Genomic DNA, 22,984 nt, shown 5'->3' on the forward strand with positions numbered 1-22,984 from the left:
TTACCGTCACCACCCCCGAAGAAGCCACCTCATCATGAGGTGGCTTTTTTGATGTAAAGTTTACAAAGTCTTCCGCGCAACCTCGTGCAAAGACGCTCCTTTTCTCGACAATTCAGTACGCGCATTTGGCGAGCCTGTCAGCGATGGAATAACGCTGAATGTGTAGATCTGAGTGCCGCATTTGCCTATTACGTCCTTCAGTCTTTTTTCCCTCTGCTACTCATTGCTTTGTCTGTGGCAGCCAGGCTTTTTGGGCGACCTGACAGTTTGGATAATGTATTGGCTTCGGTGACGCAGGTGCTGCCACCGTCCGTCACCACTCTGGTGGATTCCACCTTGCGTGGCTTGGTTGAGCAAGGTTTCGGGGCTGGAATTCTCGGTGTTGTCGTTCTTCTGCTCACTGCAAGCAATGCTTATCTCACCCTTCAGCGTGGTGCGGATCGGCTTTGGTCTGAGATTTTGCCTGAGCCTTCCACAACACGATCATGGTCGCAGCAGCTGCTGTTGTTTTGCCGAAACCGCATCGAAGCGTTTCTTACGGTTTTTGCAATCTCAATTTTAATTGTGATTGAGCAGTTGTTGCTGAGCGTCCAACGTCTTCCCGAAGGCATTCTGAATGTGCTGGATGGCTTCATTCCTGGGTTGATCAGTCTGGTTAGAAGTAGTCCGATTCTTCCCGTGGGGCGCATTCTGATTCCCGCCTTGATCCTCTCCTTCTTGGCGTTGCTGCTTCAAAGTCTGTTGCCGAGTCGGAGAGTTCCAATCATGCCGCTCATTCCCGGTTCATTGTTGATCGGGTTTGGTTTGGCTTTTCTCAATTCGACTCTTAGCCTAAGTATTGTTTCGCTTGGGAATCGTTTTCAGGCCTACGGTGTGATTGGTGGTGTTTTGGTGTTGACATTCTGGGTGTGGTTGGTCGGTGTCATTCTTTATTTTGGCCAATGCTTAAGTGTTGAACTTGCTGAAGTTCGACTGAATCAATCTCGGCCCGGGGAACCGAACAGCCTGATGCCTTGAACTTCGTTTCAACTCTGCGAAGCTGAATTGACGGACGCTTTCCGTTGATGTCAATGAATCGACCACCAGCAGTGTTGTGGATTGCAGTCGTCTTGCTGCTCCTTGTGCCAACAGCTGCTGGACGCTTGTTGCTGGACCTGGCAGGCGGTCTGTTGCTTACCTTGCTAGCCCTCCCCTTGATTCTCTCCGGTCTGGGTTGGATTGGTTGGAAACTCTTGCAATCCAGGCTGATCATTTGTTCAGCTTGCGGCGCCACCGGCTTCAAAGGTTCACCGGTCTGTGGAGTCTGCGGAACGCCCTTCGCCGCAGGTGTAGACGGCCCAGGAGCATCGTCCGTCGCGTCGACTCCGGCCAGCGACTGCACGATTGATGTGATCGCTCAGGACGTGGATTCCGACTCCTGAGCCTGCAGTTGCCGTTCCCGCAAGAACAAGAAAAACGGAGCAGCACAGGCAAACGCCACGCCGAAACTCAGGGGTATGGCCAGCCACCAGCCTTTGATCTTCTGGCGTGGCCCTTCCACGCAGATCCAGAGAGTGACGGCACTTGCACCCACCAGCAGATCAGCGCTCAACGAGCGCGATGCCGCTGTACTGCTGGCATCGGAGATGAACCGCGCCAGATCGAAAGCCTGTCCACCGCTCTCAGCGATGAATTCCAGGTTGGCCTTCCAGGGCAGGATCGCTCCCAACAGGGCCAGCAGTAGATAAATCCAAGGCAGGGCTTTACGCATCGTTTGTGGCTTTCAGGGTTGTGGGATCGAGCTCGACAATCGACTGTTCCACGCTGTCGAGCAGGGTCTGGCAGCGGCACAGATACACCTCGCCGTGGAGCACTTTTTGCTGCAAGTCCGCCAAAGGAACACTGTCGTTCTGCAGCTCAGCAAGCAGCAGATCCAGAGCCTGCATGGCTTCTTCGTAGCTCAGGCCTTCGGCATCCTTGCGCCACGCCTCGATGCGATCACGCTGTTCTTTGTTGACTTGGCGCTTGCTCATCAGGAGTTGGTGTTGGGTGCACTGCGCTGGATCTGATCGACCCGGGCCTCAAGGCTTCCGTCGCTCATTCGAATGTTGAGCTGATCACCGATCTTGACGGATTCCAGGTCTGAAATGGGATCGCCGGCGTTGGTGCTGACCAGGGCCAAGCCGCGTTTCAGCCAGCGTTCCGGTGAAAGCGCCTTGAGCAATTGGTGCTTCTGGGCTAGTGCCTGCCGATGGCGTTTGATCTTCTCCAGTGGAGACTGTTGCTGAAGGCCAACGGCCCGATCCTGCAGGCGCTGACGCTCCCGAAGGATTCTCCCCAGCAGCGCGTCTTTCAATCGGTTTTGTCGTTGCGCCAGTCCCTGGCGTTCCGCCTCGCGGTCAGGCAGCAGCGCCACGATCGCTGCCGTGGGTGTGGCTGCGCGATGGTCTGCCACCAGATCGGCGACGGTGAGATCGTCCTCATGCCCCAGGCCTGTCACCACAGGTATGGGGTAGTTCGCCAGGAGGCGGCAAAGCACCTCGTTGTCGAACACCGCGAGGTCTTCCCGGCTGCCACCGCCGCGGGCAAGCACCAAAGCTTCCAGTCCCAACTCGTCTGTGCGCTCGGCCAAGGCTTCCAGGGTGCTGATGATCGCCGGTGCCACGGAACCCTGCACCGGAATCGGCACCACAATCAGTTGCGTCAGGGGCCAGCGTTCTGCCGCGGTACGGAGCATGTCGGCCAGGGCGGAGCTCGGCACGCTGGTGAGCACCGCGATGGAGGCAGGTTGGCTTGGAAGCGGCCTTATACGGCTGGGGTTGATCACCCCCTCCTGTTCCAACACTTGCCGCACCCGTTCAAAGTCGCGGAGCACCGTGCTGAGGCTGGGGCGGATGTCCAGCGCCTGAACCGTGAGGCTGGCCCGCGCTGCCCAGAAATTGAGCTTGCCCACCACCGTGACGCCGTCACCGTCCTTGGGTTGATAGCTCAATTGGGCCAGTTTCGAAGCCCACACCACACCGGAAATGCTGGCGGAGCCGTCCGTGAGGGTGAGCCAGAGGTGGCCCTTTTTGAGTTGAGGTCGGGAGACAGTGGCTTCCAGTAAAAAACGCGGCGCAAAACCGCGTTCGAGCAGGCTTCCGATGGCTGTGTTCAGCTCAGCAACGGAATAGGTCGGAAGACGATCAACGCTCAAGGCGGCTGTAGGCGTAACCCCAGTAGATGCAGACAATGGCCGAGATGCTGGTCAGCAGAATGCCCCAGTGCTGGTGGATCTGGGTGGCACCAATCGTGCAGATCACCAAGGCGCTGCTGAGCAGCCTTGATCCATCACGTCTGTTCTGAACGTAAAGCGGTGCCAACGATTGCCTCGGTGGAATCCTCCCCACTGTGATGCATCAGCGGTGGCTGGTGGAGAGGCAACAAAAAACCCCCCGGCGAGCCAGGGGGTTCTGTGAATCCGCGAAGCGGAATCAGCCGAGGCCGATCTGGGACAGGATGCCTTGGCCGGTCAGGAGCTCGGTGCCGAGGCCGATCACGATGCCCAGCATGGCCAGACGACCGTTCCAGGTTTCAGCGAAGTTGACGAAGCCGAAGCGTGCGTTGTCAGACATGGATGGGAACCAGTTGGGTTGGGACAAATGTAACAAAGGTTGGAGTTTTGTTGAGTGTGTTAACGGCTACGTGCCGGGCTTTTCCTGGTCAGGGTTGCTGGCCGCTCGACCGACGTTTGGTTCGGGCCGTCGGCAGCGCTTGCCGGGGATCGTCGGGCCAGGGGTGCTTGGGGTAACGCCCCCGCATCTCCCGGCGTACCTCCTGGTAGCTGCCTTGCCAGAAACCTTTGAGGTCGCGGGTGCGTTGCAGGGGACGTCCGGCTGGTGAGAGCAGTTCCAGCGTGACGGGGATGCGGCCATGCAACACGTGGGGGCCATTGTCAGATCCGAACATCTCCTGCAATTTCACGGCAAGGATCACCTCGTCAGCGGTGTAGAGAAGTGCCGCTTGCCGGCCGGAGGGGATCGGGATGCGGCGCGGCAGCAGACCATCCAGCTGTTGCCTGAGGCTCCAGTCCAGATCGCCCCAGAGTGCTTCTTCTAAGACTGTCGCGCTGATGTCGCTCCAGCCCAGGCAGCCCTCCAGGCTCGGACCAAGCCAGATGTCGGCCTGCTTCAGCAGCGTTGTCAGATCGCGATCAGGCCAAGGGGGGCCCACCTGTTGGTGCATCCATGCCAGCCGTTGGCGCAGCTGAGTGCTGCTGTCCGTCCAGGGCAGCACATCAAGGTTGCCATGCCTCTCCAGCTGCTCGATCAACAGGGTGCGGCACAGCGCTGCGGATGGCGAAGCCTGTGGCGTGCGGCGCACCACCAACGCCCCTAGTTGGAGCAGGCGTTCGGCACGGACCCGCTGGCGTTCGGGATCCCAGCTGGCCTCGTCCTGCCAGTGGCCGTCGCGCTCAGCGATGCTCTCTAGGGTGCTTTGGCTCAGGGCCACGGCCATCTGGATCCGCGTGTCCCGGCCGCCCATGTCCACCCTGGCGACGGCCAGGGCAGGACTGCCTTGGAGCGGATCCCAGGGCAGCAGGGTTGCTCCGCGGCCCTGACGCAGCTGATAGCGACCGGTTTGCTGCGGGCGCTGTTGCGCCAACCATTCCGGAAAGGCCGCCAGGATCAGATCGCCAGCATTGACGGCAGCCTTTCGCTCCTTGGGTGAGGTGCCCAGTTGCTTCAGTTGGCGGCGGAGTTGCTGACTGAGCGTTCGCAGGGATGGATGGCGCTGGATGCTGTTGAGCCGGGCCTCGAGATCGCTGCCGATCTGGCGGCGATCGAAGGGATCCCGTTCGCTGAGGATGGCCGCCAGATCACATCCCAGCTGGGGGGCGCCCTGTTCATGGGCTTCCAGCAGCAGCATGCCGAGACGGGGGTGAACGCCAAGGCTGCTGATCAGGCGACCCCGTTCACTGATGCGGCCGTCCTCTTTCAGTAGCCCGAGCTGCTGCAGCCCGTGCTGTCCTTCCTTCATGGCCGCTGCTGGAGGGGGATCCAGCCAGGGCAGGTCGTCGCCCAGTCCCGCTCCCCACTGGGCCAGTTCCATCAGAACGGGCTGGGGATCGGCCAGCAGCAGGTCAGGGGGGTGAAAGGGTGGCCGTCGCTGTTGCTCCGCGGGAGACCAGAGGCGGATGCAGCGGCCCGGGCATTGCCGGCCTGCCCGGCCCCGGCGCTGCTCCGCACTGGCCAGGCTGGAGGCGGTGGTTTCCAGGCCCTCCATGCGGGTGTTGGGGTCGTAGCGCAGTTGACGGCTGAGGCCGCTGTCAATCACCAGACGCACCCCGTCGATCGTCAAGGAGCTCTCGGCAATGGCGCTGGCCAGGATGATGCTGCCGTCCTGGTTTGGGTCGCAGCGGTGCAGAGCTGAACTCTGCTGCTGCAAGGGCAGTTGACCATGCAGCGCCTGAATCTTCCAGTTCTGCAGTGATGGGGCGGCCGTCAGGGTCTGCCTGCAGCGTTCAATCTCCGCCAGTCCCGGGAGGAAGACCAGAACACCGCTGCCTCGTGGTTGGTCGAGGGCGTGCTCTTCGATGGCGCGTAACACTTGCTTCGGCAGGGGTTCGTCCGGCCGTGGTGGTTGGTGGTGGGTGTCCACCGGGTAACAGCGTCCTGGGCTTTCCAGCACCGTCGCTTCGGGCAGTCGTTCCTTCAGATCGGAAAGATCCAGCGTGGCTGACATCAAGATCACGGCCAGGTCTGGATTCAGCAGCGGGCGTGCTTCCCGCAGCAGGGCGAGGGACAGATCCGCATCACGCCCCCGCTCATGAAATTCATCGAAGATCACGCACCCCACCCCATCCAGCGAGGGGTCGCGTTGCAAGCGCCGCAGAAAGAGCCCGTCTGTGATCACCTCCACCTGGGTGCGGCTGGATCGCTTCTGTTCCCCGCGCACCGCGTAACCAATGCGTGCGCCAACCTCTTCTCCCAGGCTCGCGGCGAGGCGGGCGGCTGCGGCTTTGGTGGCGAGCCGTCGCGGCTCGATCATCCAGATGTTCTTTTCATGCCCAAAGACGCTTGTTCCTTCGTTGACAGCTCCGATCAGCGCCAGGGGAACGCGTGTGGTCTTGCCTGCCCCTGGGGGTGCCTGCAGCAGAACCGTTTGCCCCGGCCGAACTTCGGAACAGATCCGTGCCAGCAGGGCGTCAATCGGAAACTGACTCAAAGCGGTGAGGCCGCTCGATTCACGGCACGAGATTCATCAGGCCCAGCAGAAGCAGGCTGCTGATGGCGCCGACGGCAGCCAGCAGCCGCACCAGGGGACCGATGGAAACAGCAAGGGAGGCCATGAAGGGTTTCTTAAAGGCCGGAGTGACTCCGGTCTAGCCCCCTTGCCTGTCACGCTGCTGCATTCATTCGCACGCCTTCACACAACCCATGCGCTGGATCAGCGCACGTGGCGGGTTCCATCCACGGGGTGGTACTCCTCCCCGGTGAGCTCTTCAAACACGATCGCCGGCAGGCCAGTCTCGAACATGGTCTGGAGCGCTTCTTTGAGATACGGGTTCCAGCCTCCAGTGCTCACCTGGCCGTGGCGGACGGTCCAGTCCCAGGTGCCCTGAAGGTCACGGGGGATGCGACCTTCCCGGTCGCGACGGGCCACCAGGTCGAGTGATTCCACAAGCCCCACGGTGATGGGGTCTTTGCCGTAGGCCGGGGTCAGACTCAGTTCCAGGCGAACTGGATCTTCTTTCATCAGCCGAAGCCGAAACCGGGGAGGCAGTTTGAGGCCCTTAATGACCGCAGCAACGATGCGTGTTCTCTGATCCACTCAGGCGACCCCTGTCGACTCCAAGCGCCCAATTTATTCAGTGTCGGGTCCGGTGGCTGTCGAGGCCTCGTCATCGTCACTGCCAAAGCGCACCGTCAGCAGGGCTTCTTCAGTAATGCGCCCATCGCTGTCCAGCAGCTCCGGGTGGACGGTGACCTGGCCGGTGCGATCACTGGGGCTGTCGCCGATCGGACCGCTGGCAGCTCGAAAACCCTTGCCCATCACCCGGAAGGCCTGCCACAGCAAGGCCACGAACAACGCTCCGTAGATGAGGGGAAACAGCGAACCGATCATGACCCTCCTATCCGACTGAACCTCTGCATTCTCACGCTATCGGGATCCCGGTTGCATGCGGTCACAGCTTTGACATGGACCGGGGCTTTCTGGCGATCTGGACCTACGTAGCGTCGAGGCATTCGATCGCTCTGCAGCTGTGATCTTGTCCCAGTCCCGTTCGCTCGTCGCCTCCGCCCTGGCGGGGGGATTCCTGGTGGCCGGAGTGTCGTCGATTCCCCTGGTTGTGCGTCCTCAAGAAGCGGTGGCACGTCCGGCGATCCATCGCGACTCGTTCGTGGCTGACGCTGTCAAGCAAAGCGGGCCGGCTGTGGTCACCCTGGAGACGTCTCGGACTGTGAACCAGTCCACTGCTGCAGGTGTCCCCCCTGCCCTGATGCAGGATCCGTTGTTTCGCCATTTTTTCGGCATTCCACGCTCCAGTGGAGCGCGCTCCAGGATCCAACGCGGTCAAGGGAGTGGGGTCATCTTCGATGCCAAGGGCCTTCTCCTGACCAATGCCCACGTGGTGGAGGGTGCTGATCAACTCACCGTGGGCCTCTCTGATGGCAGACGTGTGTCTGCTCGGGTGGTGGGCAAGGACGAACTCACCGACCTGGCGGTGGTGCGTCTGGAGGGATCTGGTCCATGGCCGGTCGCGGCTCTCGGAGATTCCGATCGGCTCAGTGTGGGCGATTGGGCGATTGCCGTTGGCAATCCGTTCGGCTTGGAGAGCACGGTGACCCTGGGAATCATCAGCAACCTCAACCGCAACGTTGCCCAGCTTGGAATTTCAGGCAAGCGTCTCGATCTGATTCAGACCGATGCGGCGATCAATCCCGGTAATTCGGGTGGTCCACTGCTGAATGCCGATGGGGAGGTGATCGGGATCAACACCCTGGTGCGATCAGGGCCTGGAGCGGGTCTTGGTTTTGCTATCCCCATCAATCGCGCCCGCACCATTGCAGAGCAGCTGGTGACCCGGGGCAAGGCTCGTCATCCGGTGATTGGTATCCGTCTGTCTCCGGTGCCAAGACCCACCCCCACATCCCCGGTGCCGCCAGGAGCAGTGATTCGTTCGGTCCAACCCGGGGGGCCGGCCGACCGTGCCGGACTCAAGGTTGATGACGTGATCACCAGTTTTGATGGTCAGCCTGTAGCCGATCCCGCAGCTGTGGTCAGCGCCATCGAACGGCGCGGCGTGGGTGCCACGGTTGCGCTGGAGGTGAAGCGTGGTCTGGCGCTTGTCACGCTTGACGTCAAGCCGGTCGATCTCTCGGAGTTGGCCCCCGGTTGAAGGCTTGGCGTCAGGCGTCTTCGGCGTCCCTCAGTTGTTCAACGCACTGGGTGATGCAGTCGCCATCGTCGAGCGAACAAGTGGTGATGCACTGGAAATAGGTTTCTACGGCGTCCGAGATGTGCTCATGGGGTGCCGGGCCTTGGGCTGATGAACCGACAAGGGGTTCGCTGTTGCCTGGGCCGGAAACCATGCTCATCGGGGCTGCGGGTCAGTTTTGTCAGCCTATGCAGACGAAAACAGCAGGTAAAGAGAAATAAGTCTTCCTGCCTAAGGCTGTGTGAAGTTTTCGGTGCTGCGCTCTGATGCCAGTCAGGCCGCCTTTTTACGGCGGGCGTCCCGTGCCTTCTGCTTCTCCTTGTTCGCCTTCCGCTTGGCCTCCCGTTCTGCAGCCCGTTCTTTCTCCTTGGTGGCTGCCCTTTCCTCCTCCTTTTTCTCGAGGTAGTAGTTGTAATCACCCCGATACATCACCAGTTCGCCGTCCCGCAGTTCAACGATCCGGTTGGCGACGCGGGAGATGAAATAGCGGTCGTGGGAGACCAGCAGCGCTGCTCCTTCGTAGACCATCAAGGCGTCCTCGAGCATTTGCTTGGCCGGGATGTCGAGATGATTGGTGGGCTCATCCAAAACCAGCAGATTGCAGGGAGTGAGCAGCATCAGGGCTAGGGCTAGGCGAGCCTTCTCGCCTCCGCTCAGCTTCCCGACCTCCTTGAACACCGTGTCGTTGCTGAAGCAGAAACTGCCCAGCAGTGAACGAACCTGGGTCTGGGTCCAGTCGGGAACCGCTTCGTACATCGTGTCGATCACGGTTTTGGACAGGTCCAGGGCTTCGGCCTGGTTCTGTTCGAAATATCCCGCAATCACGTTGTGCTCCCCAAGCCGAGCACTGCCTTCATCGGGGGTTTCAACCCCCATCACCAGACGCAGCAGGGTGGACTTGCCTGCACCATTGGGGCCGACAAAGGCGATGCGGTCGCCTCGCTCGACTTCCAGATCAGCCCCCAGGAACAGGATTTTGTCCCCATAGCTGTGGGTGACGTTGTCGATCAGGGCGACCTGCGCTCCGGATCGCGGGGCAGGTGGAAACTGAAAACTCGGTCCGGCCACGGATTCAATCGGTGCTTCCACCCGTTCCACCTTGTCCAGTTGCTTCTCGCGGCTTTTGGCCTGGGTGCTGCGGGTGGCACTGGCGCGGAAGCGATCGATGTACGCCTGTTGGGTGGCGATCTCCTTCTGCTGCCGTTCGAAGGCCGCCTGTGTGGCCTCCTGCTCCAGTTGTTTCTGCTCCAGGTGGGCGGTGTAGTTGCCGAGGTAGCTGCGGGACACCCCCCGTTCGGTGGAGACGATCTGATTGCAGACCCGGTCCAGGAAGGTGCGGTCGTGGCTGATCACCACAAGGGCTGCGCTCTGCTCCAGCAGGTAGTTCTCTAGCCACTGGATGGTCTCGACGTCGAGATGGTTGGTGGGTTCGTCCAGCAGCAGCAGATCCGGTTCCTGCAACAGGATTTTTCCCAGGGCGATTCGCATCTGCCAGCCCCCGGAATAGTCCTTCACCTGCAGCTCAGCGCTCTCCGGGGTGAAGCCGATCGTGGGCAGGAGCTTGTCGATCCGGGCATCGAGTTCGTAGCCATGCAGCGCTTCGAAACGGCTTTGCAGCTGTCCCAGTCTTTGGATCAGCTCGTCCAGATGATCGGGATCCTCCGCAGCCCGTTCGGAGCCCATCGCTTCTTCCACCTGCTTCTGCTCATTCATCACCTCGGCCGCTTCGCCGAAGGCTTGAAACAGCTCCTGGCGCACCGTGCGCTCCAGGTCCACGTCGAATTCCTGCTGGAGGTAGGCGATACGGGGCTCCCCTTGCCGGACCACCTGGCCGCTGGTGGGCTCTTCGTGTCCGGCGATCAGACGCATCTGGGTGGACTTGCCAGCGCCGTTCACCCCCACCAGGCCGATTCTGTCTCCCGGTTTTACCTCCCAGGTCACGGCCCGGAGCACTTCTCCCGTGGGGTAAATCTTGCTGACGTTTTCGAGTCGCAGCACCGGCGGAAGGCGTGATGCCTCCCATCATCCCTGTCGGCACACTGGTGAGGGTTCCCGAAGGCTGGTCACCATGCTGAAACTGGAGCAGCTGGCCGCTCTCGTGGTGGCCGCAGGTTTGGCGATTGTGAGTTACCTGCTCTTCTTCAGTTGGGCCGGAGGTGGCGGCTATGAACGCCGTGAGCGGGCTGCGCCCCAGGCGTTCCTGACGTCCGACGCTTCCGAGTTCAAAGGCCGCCTCTCGCCTTGACCAGCCAGCGCTTGCTGTCGTCATCGTCGAGGCTGGCCAGATGCTCGCGCACCTCCTGGGTTGTGACGGGTAGCCCAAGTTGTTCGCCCAGGCTGCAGATGCTGGCCATGGCGCCGTTGGGATCCTGCAGCGCCTGACGGAACAGCGCCTGGGTCTGCTCCGGATTGCTGCTGATTCGGGCGTACAGCGATGCGGCGTTGGAAGCCATCGCGATCAGGGCTACTGCTTAAACGCTATTCAGGGCTGAAGGTCTTGTCAGGCGGCTTGTTCGATGCCGTCATCGTGTTGCCCCAGAGCCGAGGCGTCCTTCATGCTGCGGGCATCCATGCAGAGCACCTTGCGCAGTTGGGCGTAGTTGGCGGCCTGGGTGCTTCGCCCTTCCTGGGAGGCGCCGTATTCGGCCCGTTGCAACACGTGGTGCAGGTGGGTCAGCAGATAAGTGCTGATCACGGCTGACACCAGCACGTCGCTGTTTTCAGCGCTGCGGCGGGGGCGTCGGGACCGAGCGCGGGATCCGGCTGGGCTGCGACGGGAGCGGGGTGTGGCTTGTGTCATGGGGTACTCCGAGGAGGACCAATGCCCCCACCATAGTCATGGATACTACCCTTGACCATCTCTGTACACTTTTTAGTAGCAGAGCCTCTCCCAGGGGATCCGGTCGTGCCCACCCGTCAGACCTCATCCAGCGGGAAGCCCAAGTCCCCGAGAATTCAGGTGGTGTTGCCTGAGGATCTCTGCGCACGTCTCACGGCGATGGCGGAGCTGGAATCCCGCACGGTGAGCAACATGGCGCGGGTGCTGATCCAGCAAGGCGTGCAACGCCATGAGCAGGAGTTGGAGGCGTCCACTCCGGCCTCGACTCGCGAGGAGCGCCTGCGCTCTGCCTTGGAATCACAGCAGCCACGCCGTCTGCGCGGTGCCCCCCGGCGCTTGCGCTTGCACAGGCCCGGTTAGGCCGGATTCACCCGCACGCCAAGCACGCTTTCACGGCAAGCCCCGGTGACGGAGGGCGCATTGCCGGGATGCTCCCTCTTGTGCCACCAGGCCAGCAAGGCGAAGACCAGGGCTTCTCGGGCCTCACTCGGTACCCCCAGGCTGCTGCTCTCGTCCAGGTGTACACCTCGGCAGCGCCGGCGTAGCTCATCGATCAACACCGGGTTCTGGCTGCCACCTCCAGCGATGATCAGTTCGATCGGTGCGATTCCGCATCTCTGGCGCAGCTGCATCAGATCCTGGGCAACCACAGCCGCGGAAAAGGCCGTCAGGGTCGCGATGGCATCGGCCGCTGAGGCTCCACCGAGCTGATGCAGGCGCCGGTTGAGGTTGTCCTGTCCGAAACACTCCCGTCCGGTGGACTTTGGGGGTGCCAACTGGAAGTACTCCTCCTGGAGCCAGCGCTGGATCCAGCCCTCATCCGCACGGCCCTGCGCTGCCATCGCTCCACCCTTGTCGAAGAGTTGGGCTCCATTGGTGAAGTGGCGCATGCCCAGGTCGATCAGGCTGTTGGCCGGTCCGCAGTCCCATCCCAAGACCGTGGCATGGCGGTCGCTTCCACTGCAGGGTGGGATCAGGGTGAGGTTGGCAATGCCGCCCAGGTTCAACAGTGCCCGCCAGCCCTGTGTGCTTCCCAGCAGCGCCGCATCGGCCCGAGGCACGAGCGGTGCTCCCTGCCCACCAAGCGCCAGATCAGCAGCGCGGAAGTCATGAACCACCGGCCTCTGCAGCCGATGGGCCAGCAGTGGGGCCTGCAGCATCTGCCAGCTGGCCCCCCGTGCCCCCTGGGCCGGGGGGCGGTGCCAGATGGTCTGCCCATGGCAGCCGATCAACTCAGCTTTCCCATCAGGGTCACAGGCCCATGCTGCTTCTGCTTGCTCCTCCGTGATCGCTTCCGCCAGCTCCAGCCAGAGGGCTGCCGGCATGGGTGCGCCCTGGCCGGCAGCCACCACCTGCTGCTGCAGTTCGGGCGGATAGGGGTGATGGTGATGGCGAAGCAAGGACCACTGCGGCCGCTGGGCGGCCCCGTCGAAGTGCGCCAGCACGGCATCGACACCGTCTGCACTCGTTCCGCTCATGAGCCCGAGGCAGTGCATCAGCTCAGGTCTTCGGCAACCGTTGCAGGTCGTCCACCAGTCCCATCACCACCAGCAGGTGCCCCTCCTCCAGCACGTGGGATGCCGGTGGGTTCACCATCAGGCTGCTTTGAGGGCCTGCCGCCAGCACATTGACCCTGAAGTTCTTGCGCAGATTCAGATCCCGGAGCGACCGCCCCACAAACGGTTCAGGAACCTTGATCTCCTCGATGCAGTGCTGTTCATCCAGGGCCAGCCGCTCCATCAGGTTGGGGCGCACCAGTTCAAGGCCCAGGCGCTCACCCTGCATCCGCGAGGGAAAGATCACCCGGTCGGCTCCCACCCGCATCAGCATTTTTTCGTGGAGGTCGCTCGTCGCCCGTGCGATCACCTGGCGTACGCGGCTCCCCTCACTGTCTTTGGCGATCAAGGTCGCGGTGATGCTGGCCTCAATCGGTTCACTGATCGCTACCACGACGGTGCCCATCTCGAGCACGCCGGCCTCGCGCAGAGCCTCTTCGTCGGTGCAGTCCACGACGCGGGCCTCCACGCTGGGCTCCACTTGACGCAGTTCCTCCACCGCTCGCTTCGAGCGGTCCACAGCCAGAACATCTGCTCCGTTCTGGAGCAGTTCCCGGCAAACGGCAATGCCGAAACGGCCCACGCCGATGATCGCGAAGCCCAGTCGATCGCTGCCCTGCTGGGCTGGGCTCCACTGCCACCATTCCTTCATGGTTCGATCCTCGGCTGATCGCCTTCAGACATACAGATCCTCGTCGGGATAACCGATTCGATTCTGGCGATTCAGGTGGATTTGTTCCTGGGTCATCGCTTCCCAGATCGCACTCAGCAGCAGCAGGATTCCCAGCCGTCCCACAAACATCCCCACCATCAGCACAGCTTGGCCGAAACGGGGAAGTTCAACAGTGACTCCGAGGTCCAAACCCACTGTGGCAAAGGCGGAGATGCAGGTGAACAGCATTTCCATGAAGGTGAAGGAATCCTTCCCGTTCAAATTGCTGGCGATGCTGATCAGCATCGCCATGGCCATTACGAACAGCAAGGAGCCCATCGTGATTCCGACGGCCCGGAGCACCACCTTGTCGCTGATGGTTCTGTTGCGGATCACCACCACCTCCCGTCCCCGCAGGGTCGTGCGGGTGGCCGCCATCAAGGCAGCCACGGTGGTGGTCTTGATCCCACCTCCGGTGCCGCCGGGGCTGGCCCCGATGAACATCAGCACCATCAGCAACAGCAGGCTGGATTCGGTGACGGTCTCCAGCGACAGCGGAACAGTGCTGAAGCCCGCCGTTCGCGCCGTGACGGATTCGAACAGGGCCGTCAGCCAACGTTCAGACCAGGGCATGCCTGCGAAGATGGCGCCCTGGTTCAACCATTCGGTAAGGGCCAGTCCCACCCCCCCGACGCCGATCAGCAGCACGGTGGTGCGGAGCACCAGCCGGGAGTGCAGGCTCAGGCGACGACGTCCGCGCCGTCGTCTGAGCAGCTGCGTGCTCAGATCGCTGGTCACCCGCCATCCCAGGCCGCCGGTCACGATCAGCAGCATCACCACGGCATTCACAACACCGTTGCTGCGGTAGCCCTCGAGGCTGTCACTCCACAGCCCGAACCCCGCGTTGTTGTACGCCGAGATGCTGTGGAACAAAGCGGCCCAAAGGCGTTCGCCGGGGTTGGGAATGTCATCGAAGCCGAATTGGTACAGGATGACGGCACCCACCAGGATCACCAGGGTCGCTGTCAGGGCAATGCCGCGAAAGGTGCGCCCCACGCCTCCCACGCCGAATTCATCGAGGGTCTGGCCCCGGTCCAGGCGGCGCCGCAGGGCTGTTCCCTGCACCACAAATCCCTGTAGAAACGTGGTGATCGCCATCAGGCCAAGGCCCCCCGCCAGAATCATCAGGGCCAGCACCACCTGGCCCAAGGTGGTGAGGTCGGTGCCGATATCGATGATCGACAGCCCCGTCACGGTGATGGCGGACGTGGCGGTGAACAGCGCTTCCCAAATCCCAACGCTGCTCGAGGAGCACAGCGGAGTGGTCAGCAGCAGCGTGCCGATCAGCACCACTAGCAAACCAGTCACCACCGTGAACTGGGGAACTGTGAGCCGACGATGCCAGCCCTGGCTGCGTTCGATGGCCCTTCCGATTGGCACAGGCGTGTGCGGGATCTGACCAGTGTTGTTCAGGATCCGCCGTAATGCCAGAGGATCAAGGCCGGCACAAGGATGGTCATGATCAACGTCAGGCCAAGCCCGTAGCGGGTGACATCCAGAAAGCGATAACGGCCCGGGCCGAACACCATCAGATTGGTTTGATACCCAACTGGGGTGAGAAACGACTGACTGGCGCCGAACAGCACCGTGATCAGCAAGGCGGTGGGAGAAAGCTGCAGTGCGGGAGCCAGTTGCACCGCTACAGGGGCCAACAGAGCCACCGAGGCGGCATTGCTCATCACCTGGGTGAACAGCGTGGTGCCGATAAAGACCACCATCAAGGCGGCATAGCTCGGCCAGCCCGCCAGCCCCCGCTGGAGCATAAGGGCGAGGGCATCGGCCAGGCCTGTGCTCTGCATGGCAACACTGAAACTGGTCAGGGACCCCAGCAGCAGGATCACGTCCAGCCGGATGGACCGCTGCAGTTCGCCGAGACGAAGACAGCCTGTGGCCACCACGCTCACCATGGCCAACAGCACAGCTGCCACCAGAGGGATGGGGGTCAGGCTCGGCAGAAGCAGCATCGCCAGGGCGATGCTGACGGCCACGGGCTTGCGCCGCACGGTGGGCAGGTCGTCCTCCAGGCGATCCAGAACCAGGAGGTCATTGCTGGCCTGCAGACCGCGGATGGAGTCAGTCGGAGCCTGCAGCAGCAGCACATCGCCTTCCCGCAGGATCACCTGGCCGAGGCGTTCCTGGACGGTTTCCTGGCCGCGGCGCAGGGCGAGCACTGTGGCGTTGTGACGTTGCCGGAACCGCAATTCCCGCAGGCTGGCGCCGGCCAGGGTGGAGCCAGCCGGCAACAACACTTCCACGGTCTTCTGACCGCTGGCCTCTTCGCTGTTCAGGCTGAACCCGGCGTTTTGGCCCTGGGTTGTGAGCTGAATCGTGTGGTCCTGCTGGAGACGCAGCAGATCCGGGCGGGTGACCCGCAGCAGCAGATGGTCGCCGGCTTCAAGACGACGGTCCGCCAGGGGTGGCAGCAGTCGCTCTCCACCGCGTTGCAGTTCCAGCACGTCAACGTCGAAACGACGTTGCAGTCGACTGTTCAGCAGTGAGCGGCCCACCAGCTCTGAGTCGGGAGGGATGCGCACTTCCGTGCAGTAGCTGCTGGTCGTGGTGGCGTTGCCCAGGTCATCCGAACTGGCACCACGGTCCGGCAGCAGCACCCTGGGAGCCATCACCAGGTAGAGGGCCCCGGCGAGCCAGACCGGCAGGCTGACCAGGGTGAAGCTGAACAGATCGAGGGAGCCGTAGCCCAGTTGCTCGCTGATGTCGCTCACCAGCAGGTTCACGGAGCTGCCGAGCAGCGTCAGGGTGCCCCCCAGAACCGTTGAAAACGACAACGGCAACAGCACCCGGGATGGAGAGATGCCACGCCGTTGGCACCAGCCCTCCACCACGGGCAGCAGCGACGCCACCACGGGCGTGTTGGGCACAACCCCCGACACCGGGGCGATCACGAAGGCCATCAGGGCGATCAGACGACGCGGGGAACGGATCCGCTCCGAGGCGATCAGGGCCCGCAGTCGATCAAGGGCGCCGCTTTTGAACAGTGCAGCGGAGACAGGAAACAGGCCCAGCAGGGTGATCAGGGCAGGACTGCCGAACCCCGCCAGGGCCTCCTGGGGCTGGAGCACCCCCGTGGCGATTAACAGACCCAGGCTCAGCAATCCGGTGAGCTCAGGTGCAATCACGCCGGTGATGAACAGCACCACCGCCAGCCCCAAAACGGCCAGGGTGATCAACGCTTGAGGGGTCTGAAGAGCGCTGCTCAGCTCGGCCATGGCGGCGAGTCGCCGGTTGTGAATTGCGGCGATTCTGCCCCGGGATCAAAAAATTGCTCGCGCAGCCACTGCTGCAGGCCCTGCAGTCCGTCCCCGCGCATGGCGGAGAGGAAGAGGGCATCGGCTTCCCTCTGATGAATCGCCTCGATCGCGCTCGCCTCGCAGCGGTCGATCTGATTAGCGATCACCCGGCGCAGGGCGGTGCTGCCAAGGTCATCGAGCAGGCGATGCACGGTGTCCAGATGGCCCTGCCAGTCGGGGTCGGCAAGATCCACCACCAGCAGCAGCACATCGGCGTCCAGTGCCTCCTCCAGCGTTGCGCGAAAGGCTTCCACCAATGGGGCGGGGAGATCGCGGATGAAGCCCACCGTGTCGGTGAGCAGCAGCCGTTGGGGGCGCGCTCCGGGGCAGGGCAGGTCGAGTTTGCGGGTGGTGGGATCCAGGGTGGCGAACAGCTTGTTCTCCGCCAGCACGCGGTCGCTGGCCCGTTTCCCACACAAGGCGTTGAGCAGGCTCGATTTGCCCGCGTTCGTGTAACCGACCAGGGCCACCCGCGGTAGACCACGCCGCTGATCGCGCAATCGGCTGCGGTGGGATTGAAGTTGGCGCTGATCCCGCAGCAGCCGTTCGATGCGTCGGCTGATGGCCCGACGGTCTTTCTCCAGTTGTGTTTCGCCCGGGCCACGCGTGCCGATGCCGCCGCCTTGCCGCGAGAGGCTGCTTCCGCGTCCCAGTAGGCGCGGCAGTCGGTAGCGCAGCTGAGCAAGTTCCACCTGAAGCCGCCCTGCCGCACTGCCGGCCCGCTGGGCAAAGATGTCGAGGATCAGCTCACTGCGGTCGGAGACCGGGCAGCTGAGCAGCCGCTCCAGATTGCGGGCCTGCACCGGGGTGAGCTCCCGGTCGGTGATCACCAGGGAGGCCTGGAAACGGCGGATCTCGAGAGCGGCTTCCTGCAGTTTTCCGGAGCCCCAGAGCGTCTGAGGATTGGTTTGGCCCCGTCGCTGGCTGGTCCGGGCCACCGGCTCGGCGCCGGCACTTCGCACCAGGCCTTCCAGCTCGGCCAGATCCCGCTGGTCGCGCTGTTCATCTCCGCTGGTCAGCGTGAGCAGAAGTACCCGCTCGTTTCCGGCCGCGGCGCTGATGCTTTCGGGTTGGGGTTCGTCTGGTGTGAGGACGCAAAGATCCCTCAGGTCGCCCTGTTCAAACGTCCTCCAGCCATCGGTTTGCGCCGGGTCAGGGATCAACAGCTCGGCTGGGCGGGCTCCATCGGCAGCCGGGCACGGTGCAAAGCGCAGCCAGTGAAGAGGCGCGATGTCGAGGGCAACCACAGCGTCTCGGGGATCGTGGGGCAGCCCTTTGCGAGCGAAAGGGCAGCTGATCAGTCGCCAGCCCCCGCTGCTCCGCCGCGGGGTTGCCGGCAGATGCTGCAGCAGCGAATCGCGGCCGCTGAGTGGCCCCAGCCAGAGCAGGCGGCAAAGCCCACGGCCGTCGAGCACCAGATGCAGTGGCATCTCCAGATCCAGCACCAGATCGGCCAAGCGTTCGAGGCTCAGCAGATCGGCGCCGCAGTCTTCGGGATGACGGCGATGGCTTAACCGATCCAGCTGACGTTGCTGGCTGGGGCGCAGACCACGGCAACGCCCGCCGAGGTGGGATTGTTTCAACGGTTCAGCAACCAGGCGCCTGCCGAGCGCAGACCCAGGGAGAGCCCTGGCAGGCGTGTGAGATACGTGGCCCGTCGAAGTTGAAAGGCCAAGGGGCCAGCCAGGGTGAGTCCCATGCCCGTGAGGGTGGCGTCCCCGACACCGAGGCTGAGCATTTCGCCTCGGTCCTCGAACTGAAAGGGTTGAGGCTCTTCCTTCACCCGCAGCTTCGTGATGGCTGCGGCAGTGGCATCGCCCTGTTGCATCGCCACCTGGGCGCTGGCGGGCCATGGGCTGCCGGGCCGGGCTGAGAGATCCCCGAGGGCGAACGTGTTGGCGTTCCCCACAAGGCGCAGGTCATCGTCAACGGCCAGACGCCCCCGCTCCAGCACAGGTGTGGGTGAGATGGCGGGGATGGAGGGGCTGCTTCCTGCGGTCCAGACCAAGCCTGCGTGACGCAGAACAGCACCATCGGCAAGAACAGCAGTGCTGGATTTCACTTCGCTCACGCTGGTGTTGAGTTGGAGCACCACCCCTTTGCGTTCCAGCGCCGCTTGGGCCCTTTCCCGATTGAACGCCGTGCTTCCGGGAAGGATTTCATCGCCCGTCTCCACCAGTTGAACGCTGGCAGCACCGTCGATCAGATCCGCCAACTTGCAGGCCAGCTCCACGCCGGTGGGTCCCGCGCCGACAATGATCAGTCCGGCCTCTCCACCCCCTTGCTGGTGCAGGTTGTTCAGCCATTGCTTGAGGCGCCTCACATCGCTGAGGTCGCGGAAGCCGGAGCTGTGTTCCTTGACGCCTGGAATGCCGAAATCATTGGCTTTCGAGCCCGTCGCGAGCACCAGTTGAGCCCAGCTCAATCGGTCTCCGGAGGCCAATTCGATGCTTTGGCTGGTTTGATCGATCCGAACAACGCTGTCTTGGATCCAGCAGATGCCGTTGTTCAGCAGTTGGTCATAGCGGGGAGCAACCTCCCAGCCTTGAAGTTCATCGCTGAGCAGTTCGTACAGCAGCGGTTGAAACAGAAAGCGATCCCGCGGTTCGATCAGAACGATGGGGCAGTTGGGCTGTCGTCGCTGAAGAGCCAGTGCTGTGAACAGTCCTCCGAATCCACCGCCAACGATCACCACGGCATCCGAAGGGGACGAGGGTGAACGCATGAAGAGAACTGCCGGTTTCCAGACGATAGGAACCACACCCGGTCCCACGACAGGGGAAGATGGCGTGATGACGGAGGCTCCCGAAGCCATGGTGCCCATGGCGGTGCAAAACGAGTTGCTCGAAGGGCGCAAGCTGCTGGAGTCGATGGAGCCGCAGCAGCGTCTGGCCTGGGGGTTGGAGCAGTTCGGTGAGAATTTTGCTCTCACCACGAGTTTTGGGATCCAATCGGCTGTGCTGCTGCACATGTTGAGCACCCTCCCGGGGGGTGATGCTGTGCCGGTGATCTGGATCGATACCGGTTATTTACCTCCAGAGACCTACACCTATGCCGCTCAACTCACCCAGCAGCTCGGGATTCGTCTGGTGGTGAGCCAGAGCGAGATGTCCCCGGCTCGGATGGAAGCCCTGCATGGGCGGCTTTGGGAGTCCGGTCGCGTGGACGATCTGGAGACCTACCACCGGATCCGCAAGGTTGAACCCCTGGAGCGAGCGCTCAACGACCTCGAGACGCGCTGCTGGGCCAGCGGCGTGAGGCGCGGGCAGACCGATCACCGCCGCTCCATGACCGCGTTGGATCCCATTCGGCAGCGTTGGTCCCTCAGGCCTTTGCTCGAGTGGACGCAGCGCGACGTTTACTACTACATGCAATCGAACAACCTCCCCCAGCATCCGTTGTTCGAGCAGGGCTATTCCACCGTTGGCGATTGGCATTCCAGCGGCCCGGACGTGGGAGATCTGAGTGGCCGCGACACCCGTTTCGGCGGGTTGAAGCAGGAGTGTGGAATTCATCTGCCCCAGGAGGCCAATGAAGGCCTGATGGGTGAAGGCATCTGAGTGACGGGGCTTGAACGGGGTGGTGCTCGCGCTCTGCTGATTGGCAACAGCCGTTGGCATTGGGCTCAGTGCGATGGCCACGCTGTTCATGTTGACCACGGATCTCCAGACCCTGGTCGCATCGGTGCCGACCCTCCGATCTGGGCGGCGGTGGGGCCTGTGCCCAAGCAGCTCATGGCTCACCAGGATCTCCGCATTTCCCTGGGGGATGTGCCCTTGCGGCAGGCGCCACCGTGGTTGGGGGTGGATCGGGCTCTCGGGGCCTGGATGGCCTGGCGCTGCAGTCAGGAGCGACAGCTCGACTGTTCCAGGGGGTTGCTTCTGGTGGATGCCGGCACCGTGTTGAGCCTCACCCGGGTCACGGCAGATGGTTGTTTTGGCGGCGGCCAGCTGATCCCGGGCTATCGGCTCCAGCTTCGGGCCATGGCCGCGGGAACCCTTGGCTTGCCATCAACCCCTAAGGAGCTCACTAACGACGCTCTGCAAGAGGTCTTTCCACAACAGACCGTGGCTGCCATGCAGCGCGGTGTGCTGGAGGCGATGTTGGCCTCCATTGCAGCGGCTCAGCAGCACGCCCAGGGCTTGCTGTGGATCTGCGGTGGTGATGCTGCCCTGTTGAAGAAACATTGGGCCGGTGCAACGGAGCTGTTGCAGCCAGAGGTTGAACTTCAGTTGCAGGCGCTGCTGAGCCTGGGTGCTGGGCTCAGCTCAGGCCGAGATCGCTGATCAGTGTGTCGGCCATGGTGGCCGCTTTCACCTTGAGATATATCCGCTCAAGTTTTCCCTCCTCATCAATCAAGAAGGTGTGACGCATCATTCCCATGTATTCGCGCCCCATGAACTTCTTCAGCCCATAGCTCCCATAGAGGCTGGCCACGGCACAGGGCTCCTCGTCGGTGAGCAGGGTGAAAGGGAGCTCATGCTTGTTGATGAATTTGCTGTGGGAGGTGGCTCCGTCCTTGCTGACTCCCAGAACATTGATGTTGTTGGCTTTCAGCAGATCCCAGCGATCGCGGAAATTACAGGCTTCCTTGGTGCATCCAGGAGTGTCGTCCTTGGGATAGAAATACAGCACAACTTTCTTCCCGCGAAGCGACGAGAGACTGACGGAATCACCGTTCTGATCGGGAAGGGTGAAGTCGGGGGCGGCGTCGCCGATTTGCAGACTCACTGGGTGGATTGAGGCGGTGGCGGCAGCGTACGGCGTCCAGGACAAGACTGTCTGTGGTGCCTACGTTGCGACCAATCTGAAGCTGTTGGGTCATGGTCTCGCGGACCCGGTGTAACCAGATCGGACGTTCCTTGGCAGCTCTTGGACTGTTGGCCATGGGGGTCAGTGCATTAGTCGCTCCACGTCATGGCTTCTTGCTGGATCACGGAGTTCTCCCCCATCCCAAGGCGAATCTCAGCCGCCAGCTGCTGCAACGAGAAATCACTCTGCATCAACGCAGCGAAGCCGAAACCCTGCTCATGGACTTCACTCGTGCACAGATGGCTCGTCATTACTGGGGGGAATTCGCAGGTTCCCTGCAGGACCTTGGACTGTCTGTGGAGCCGCAGCTTGGGGCAACGGTGGATCGCGATGACTTTCGGACCCGGCTGTGGCTTCAGCCTCATCGCGGCACGGAGGCTTACCTGGCCGAGGTGGAACGATTGGATGGTCGCCTGCGGATGCGGCACTGCCGCGGTGATCAGCACAGCGGAGACCTGACCCATGCTGGCCGTTGTCCGGATGGATGGCAGAGGATCCATTTGAACTGATTGTCGATTTCCCGCCTCCTGAGACTTGGAAAGGTACAAAATGAGCTGAAATATTGAGTCTCACGGGACGCCTGATGTGAAAGTGAGCCGCAGGCTTGATGTCTGTTTTTAGGGCAAATCGATTTTTTTGGCTGTTTTTTCTTTCGAGGGCTATTTTTTAGTTGACGTCCTCTTTTGTCGTCCGTGTTTTCTCGTCTCGCCGCTGGTCTTCTGGCCGGCGCCTCCCTCGCCGCTCTGGCAGCTCCCGCTGAAGCCGGCACAACCCGTCCCGTTCGTTGGAACACCGGCGGTGCCGTGTGGACCACCACCTCCTCTGAATTCAAAACCTTCCTGAGCACCGGTGACGTCACCGACCGTGCTCTGGATGCCGGCATCAACAACTCCGGTTGGACTGCCGAGGAAATCCAGGAAGGCATGACCAAGACCTATGCCGTCGACATCGTCGGTGTGTCCCGCTTCCTGTATTCCGACGACGGCGTCAAGTTCCTCAAGGATCAGACCCGTTCCTACTTCCCCTACTGGAAGATGAAGTCCACCTCTGTGGTGGCCCTGCGCTCCGCGATCATCGCCGACTCCGTCGACGGAGAGATCTCCTCCGCCAGCATCATGGCTGAGCTGCCCGTCGACTTCCGCCTGGCTGACACCTGCGGCACCTACGACGGCATCCAGAACGTCTGCGCTCCCGACAAGTGCGAAGGCGACGCCCAGTGCACCTCCTTGCTGTCCTGGTATGTCTTCCTGCCTGCTTGTGTCCAGGCCAACTCCGTGCTGCCCGAGCCCGCTCCTCGCGCCGTCACCCCTGTTCCAGCTCGTCCCCTCTGGTGATCAGGCTCTGAGCTTGATGACC

At 62.3% G+C, this 22,984-nt stretch carries 28 protein-coding genes; 9 read left to right on the forward strand and 19 right to left on the reverse strand.

What is annotated here, in order from left to right; translation table 11 throughout:
* The first annotated feature begins 123 nt into the window (after window positions 1-123).
* Together KR52_RS04325 and KR52_RS04330 are read left to right on the forward strand one after the other, a co-directional pair.
* Window positions 124-1,017: a YihY/virulence factor BrkB family protein gene (locus KR52_RS04325; RefSeq protein ID WP_371257703.1), complete on the forward strand. Its 894-nt coding sequence runs from the start codon at window positions 124-126 to the stop codon at window positions 1,015-1,017.
* 53 nt (window positions 1,018-1,070) lie between these two features.
* The gene (locus tag KR52_RS04330; protein WP_038552923.1) at window positions 1,071-1,421 is read left to right on the forward strand and encodes a hypothetical protein; all 351 of its coding nucleotides are present in this window, start codon (window positions 1,071-1,073) and stop codon (window positions 1,419-1,421) included.
* On the opposite strand, the gene KR52_RS04335 is transcribed toward KR52_RS04330, so the two are convergent.
* From KR52_RS04335 to KR52_RS04365, 8 genes are all read right to left on the reverse strand, one after another.
* Window positions 1,397-1,750, reverse strand: coding sequence for a DUF2834 domain-containing protein (locus KR52_RS04335; RefSeq protein WP_038552926.1), 354 nt, complete (start codon window positions 1,748-1,750; stop codon window positions 1,397-1,399). The genes KR52_RS04330 and KR52_RS04335 overlap by 25 nt on opposite strands.
* Window positions 1,743-2,012, reverse strand: coding sequence for an exodeoxyribonuclease VII small subunit (gene xseB / locus KR52_RS04340; protein WP_038552929.1), 270 nt, complete (start codon window positions 2,010-2,012; stop codon window positions 1,743-1,745). Before xseB ends, KR52_RS04335 begins: the two co-directional genes overlap by 8 nt.
* Window positions 2,012-3,175, reverse strand: a complete 1,164-nt coding sequence (gene xseA, locus KR52_RS04345) for an exodeoxyribonuclease VII large subunit (protein WP_038552932.1) — start codon at window positions 3,173-3,175, stop codon at window positions 2,012-2,014. The genes xseB and xseA overlap by 1 nt, the downstream gene beginning before the upstream one ends.
* Window positions 3,165-3,341 (reverse strand): hypothetical protein, encoded by a 177-nt coding sequence (locus KR52_RS14720; protein ID WP_173402191.1) that lies wholly within the window; start codon window positions 3,339-3,341, stop codon window positions 3,165-3,167. Before KR52_RS14720 ends, xseA begins: the two co-directional genes overlap by 11 nt.
* Before the next feature lie 111 nt (window positions 3,342-3,452).
* Window positions 3,453-3,593: a chlorophyll a/b-binding protein gene (locus tag KR52_RS04350; RefSeq protein ID WP_011365253.1), complete on the reverse strand. Its 141-nt coding sequence runs from the start codon at window positions 3,591-3,593 to the stop codon at window positions 3,453-3,455.
* 88 nt (window positions 3,594-3,681) lie between these two features.
* Window positions 3,682-6,186, reverse strand: coding sequence for an ATP-dependent helicase HrpB (gene hrpB, locus KR52_RS04355; protein WP_038552938.1), 2,505 nt, complete (start codon window positions 6,184-6,186; stop codon window positions 3,682-3,684).
* 222 nt (window positions 6,187-6,408) lie between these two features.
* Window positions 6,409-6,792: a hypothetical protein gene (locus tag KR52_RS04360; RefSeq protein WP_006851931.1), complete on the reverse strand. Its 384-nt coding sequence runs from the start codon at window positions 6,790-6,792 to the stop codon at window positions 6,409-6,411.
* A 33-nt stretch (window positions 6,793-6,825) separates the two neighbouring features.
* Window positions 6,826-7,086 carry a DUF2973 domain-containing protein gene (locus tag KR52_RS04365; RefSeq protein ID WP_038552943.1) on the reverse strand — a complete coding sequence of 87 codons (261 nt, stop codon included), beginning with the start codon at window positions 7,084-7,086 and terminating at the stop codon, window positions 6,826-6,828.
* Window positions 7,087-7,228: 142 nt separating this feature from the next.
* Here KR52_RS04365 and KR52_RS04370 point away from each other — a divergent pair, with 142 nt between their 5' ends.
* Window positions 7,229-8,362 carry a trypsin-like peptidase domain-containing protein gene (locus tag KR52_RS04370; RefSeq protein WP_156957757.1) on the forward strand — a complete coding sequence of 378 codons (1,134 nt, stop codon included), beginning with the start codon at window positions 7,229-7,231 and terminating at the stop codon, window positions 8,360-8,362.
* Between the two features lie 10 nt (window positions 8,363-8,372).
* On the opposite strand, the gene KR52_RS04375 is transcribed toward KR52_RS04370, so the two are convergent.
* Both KR52_RS04375 and KR52_RS04380 read right to left on the reverse strand, forming a co-directional pair.
* A complete protein-coding gene (locus KR52_RS04375) occupies window positions 8,373-8,561 on the reverse strand; it encodes a hypothetical protein (RefSeq protein ID WP_156957583.1) in 189 nt (62 codons plus the stop codon).
* 113 nt (window positions 8,562-8,674) lie between these two features.
* Window positions 8,675-10,399 carry an ATP-binding cassette domain-containing protein gene (locus KR52_RS04380; protein ID WP_038552949.1) on the reverse strand — a complete coding sequence of 575 codons (1,725 nt, stop codon included), beginning with the start codon at window positions 10,397-10,399 and terminating at the stop codon, window positions 8,675-8,677.
* A 70-nt stretch (window positions 10,400-10,469) separates the two neighbouring features.
* On the opposite strand from KR52_RS04380, the gene KR52_RS14725 reads away from it, so the two are divergent.
* The gene (locus KR52_RS14725; RefSeq protein WP_173402192.1) at window positions 10,470-10,646 is read left to right on the forward strand and encodes a hypothetical protein; all 177 of its coding nucleotides are present in this window, start codon (window positions 10,470-10,472) and stop codon (window positions 10,644-10,646) included.
* Here the strand turns inward: KR52_RS14725 and KR52_RS04385 are convergent.
* Entirely contained in the window at window positions 10,624-10,854 is a 231-nt protein-coding gene (locus tag KR52_RS04385; protein ID WP_038552951.1) for a hypothetical protein, read from the reverse strand. The genes KR52_RS14725 and KR52_RS04385 overlap by 23 nt on opposite strands.
* 47 nt (window positions 10,855-10,901) lie before the next feature.
* Window positions 10,902-11,201 (reverse strand): hypothetical protein, encoded by a 300-nt coding sequence (locus KR52_RS04390; protein WP_038552953.1) that lies wholly within the window; start codon window positions 11,199-11,201, stop codon window positions 10,902-10,904.
* Between the two features lie 105 nt (window positions 11,202-11,306).
* Between KR52_RS04390 and KR52_RS04395 the strand changes: the two genes are divergently transcribed.
* Window positions 11,307-11,600 (forward strand): hypothetical protein, encoded by a 294-nt coding sequence (locus KR52_RS04395; RefSeq protein ID WP_038552955.1) that lies wholly within the window; start codon window positions 11,307-11,309, stop codon window positions 11,598-11,600.
* Here the strand turns inward: KR52_RS04395 and KR52_RS04400 are convergent.
* Genes KR52_RS04400 through KR52_RS04425 form a run of 6 tightly spaced genes read right to left on the reverse strand, consistent with a single transcriptional unit; the run spans window position 11,597 to window position 19,541 of the window.
* The gene (locus tag KR52_RS04400) at window positions 11,597-12,736 is read right to left on the reverse strand and encodes an anhydro-N-acetylmuramic acid kinase (protein ID WP_038552958.1); all 1,140 of its coding nucleotides are present in this window, start codon (window positions 12,734-12,736) and stop codon (window positions 11,597-11,599) included. The two genes, KR52_RS04395 and KR52_RS04400, sit on opposite strands and share 4 nt — an antisense overlap.
* Before the next feature lie 4 nt (window positions 12,737-12,740).
* Window positions 12,741-13,448 carry a TrkA family potassium uptake protein gene (locus KR52_RS04405; RefSeq protein WP_038552962.1) on the reverse strand — a complete coding sequence of 236 codons (708 nt, stop codon included), beginning with the start codon at window positions 13,446-13,448 and terminating at the stop codon, window positions 12,741-12,743.
* 24 nt (window positions 13,449-13,472) lie between these two features.
* Window positions 13,473-14,888 (reverse strand): TrkH family potassium uptake protein, encoded by a 1,416-nt coding sequence (locus KR52_RS04410; protein WP_038552965.1) that lies wholly within the window; start codon window positions 14,886-14,888, stop codon window positions 13,473-13,475.
* Between the two features lie 29 nt (window positions 14,889-14,917).
* Complete coding sequence (locus KR52_RS04415; protein ID WP_038552967.1) at window positions 14,918-16,735, reverse strand: SLC13 family permease; 1,818 nt, start codon at window positions 16,733-16,735, stop codon at window positions 14,918-14,920.
* Entirely contained in the window at window positions 16,723-18,399 is a 1,677-nt protein-coding gene (gene hflX, locus KR52_RS04420) for a GTPase HflX (protein ID WP_038552970.1), read from the reverse strand. Before hflX ends, KR52_RS04415 begins: the two co-directional genes overlap by 13 nt.
* Window positions 18,396-19,541, reverse strand: coding sequence for an NAD(P)/FAD-dependent oxidoreductase (locus KR52_RS04425; RefSeq protein ID WP_038556834.1), 1,146 nt, complete (start codon window positions 19,539-19,541; stop codon window positions 18,396-18,398). Before KR52_RS04425 ends, hflX begins: the two co-directional genes overlap by 4 nt.
* Before the next feature lie 67 nt (window positions 19,542-19,608).
* Between KR52_RS04425 and KR52_RS04430 the strand changes: the two genes are divergently transcribed.
* Together KR52_RS04430 and KR52_RS04435 are read left to right on the forward strand one after the other, a co-directional pair.
* A complete protein-coding gene (locus KR52_RS04430; RefSeq protein WP_038552973.1) occupies window positions 19,609-20,376 on the forward strand; it encodes a phosphoadenylyl-sulfate reductase in 768 nt (255 codons plus the stop codon).
* Entirely contained in the window at window positions 20,377-21,102 is a 726-nt protein-coding gene (locus KR52_RS04435) for a type III pantothenate kinase (RefSeq protein WP_038552976.1), read from the forward strand.
* Here KR52_RS04435 and bcp read toward each other — a convergent pair.
* Window positions 21,080-21,547, reverse strand: a complete 468-nt coding sequence (gene bcp / locus KR52_RS04440) for a thioredoxin-dependent thiol peroxidase (RefSeq protein WP_038552980.1) — start codon at window positions 21,545-21,547, stop codon at window positions 21,080-21,082. The two genes, KR52_RS04435 and bcp, sit on opposite strands and share 23 nt — an antisense overlap.
* Before the next feature lie 131 nt (window positions 21,548-21,678).
* Between bcp and KR52_RS04445 the strand changes: the two genes are divergently transcribed.
* Together KR52_RS04445 and KR52_RS04450 are read left to right on the forward strand one after the other, a co-directional pair.
* Window positions 21,679-22,137, forward strand: coding sequence for a thymidylate synthase (locus KR52_RS04445; protein ID WP_162175605.1), 459 nt, complete (start codon window positions 21,679-21,681; stop codon window positions 22,135-22,137).
* Window positions 22,138-22,320: 183 nt separating this feature from the next.
* A complete protein-coding gene (locus KR52_RS04450; protein ID WP_156957584.1) occupies window positions 22,321-22,962 on the forward strand; it encodes an alpha/beta hydrolase in 642 nt (213 codons plus the stop codon).
* Window positions 22,963-22,984: the final 22 nt, after the last annotated feature.

It is taken from the genome of Synechococcus sp. KORDI-52, from assembly GCF_000737595.1.
Lineage (GTDB): Bacteria > Cyanobacteriota > Cyanobacteriia > PCC-6307 > Cyanobiaceae > Parasynechococcus.